General features: G+C 64.8%; 1 protein-coding gene and 1 pseudogene. Both read right to left on the reverse strand.

What is annotated here, in order from left to right:
* Window positions 1–133: 133 nt before the first annotated feature.
* Window positions 134–808: pseudogene (locus tag D9V41_RS17620) on the reverse strand (IS3 family transposase); the annotation flags it as partial.
* Complete coding sequence (locus tag D9V41_RS18350; RefSeq protein ID WP_121795602.1) at window positions 805–1,113, reverse strand: transposase; 309 nt, start codon at window positions 1,111–1,113, stop codon at window positions 805–807. The gene D9V41_RS18350 and the pseudogene D9V41_RS17620, both read right to left, overlap by 4 nt.
* Window positions 1,114–1,263: the final 150 nt, after the last annotated feature.

Below are 1,263 nucleotides of genomic sequence, written 5' to 3' on the forward strand. Positions count from 1 at the left end.
CGGCATCCGCGACGTGCTGATCGTCTGCTGCGACGGGCTCACCGGATTCCCCGAAGCGATCGAGGCCACCTGGCCTGAATCGCTGACGGTCCAGGACGTTGCGCTGTAACAGGCTGAAGAAGCTCTCCATGGCGGCGTTGTCGCCTGCTGAACCGACCTGGCCCATCGAGCCGAGCATCCGATGCCCGAACAGCGCCTGCTGCAGTTTCCGGCTGTGAAATTGGCCTCCGCGGTCTGAATGCAGCACGCAGCCGCTCACGTCACCGGCCCTGCGAGCGACCGCCGATTCGAGCGCATCGACGACGATCACCGACTCCATCCGGTCGCTGATGGAGTATCCCACGATCCGGTTGGACCAGACGTCCTTGATCGCGCAGAGATAGACCTTGCCCTCGCGGGTGCGGTGTTCGGTCAGATCGGTCAACCAGATCCGGTTCGGGGCCTCGGCGCGGAACTGGCGGCGCACGAGATCGTCATGGGCGGGGGCGGCGACCTTACCGCGTTTGCGGCTCTTGGGCTTACCGAACACGCTCCACCAGCCGTTCTCGGCGCAGACCCGCCAGACCGTCCGCTCGCAGACGGTGAAGCCGGCATCGCGGACCTCATCGGTCAAGAACCGATAGCCGAACTCCGGGTCGTCGCGGTGCGCGTCGAAGATCGCGTTCGCCAGGTGCGCCTCGGCCCACTCAGCATCGGTCACCGGGTTGGCGAGCCAGGCGTAGTAGTGCTGGCGGTGGAGCTTCAACACCCGGCACGACACCGTGACCGGCACCCGAATCTGGGCGCCGGTCGCGGCGAGCTCTCTCACGAGCGGGTAGAGCCTTTTCCCGGCAGCTGAGCCTGGGACAGATAGGCAGCAGCCCGGCGCAGGACCTCGTTCTCCTGCTCCAGCAGCCGAACTCGGCGTTTCAGCTCGCGGTTCTCACGAGCCTCATCGCTCGTGACCCCAGGCTTGACGCCGTCCTCCACATCGGCTCGACGCAGCCACTTCGACAAGGTCATCTCATGGATCCCGAAGTCAGACGCGATCTGCGCCAGCGTGACGTCCTTATCGCGATTCCGCGCCACTGTGACAACGTCCTCACGGAACTCTCGGGGATAGGGCTTGGGCACAACAACATCCTTCCAGCCTGACCACCGGTCAAGCGATCTCAGATGTCACAGATCCCTGCAGCAGCCCCCTTCCCCAACGACGCCGCCGTGGTGAAGCTGCTGTGGCTCGCGATCTGCAACATCGAAGACAAACGAGCTCGAGAACGAGCG

This window comes from Aeromicrobium phragmitis, from assembly GCF_003674095.1.
In the GTDB taxonomy this organism is placed as follows: domain Bacteria; phylum Actinomycetota; class Actinomycetes; order Propionibacteriales; family Nocardioidaceae; genus Aeromicrobium; species Aeromicrobium phragmitis.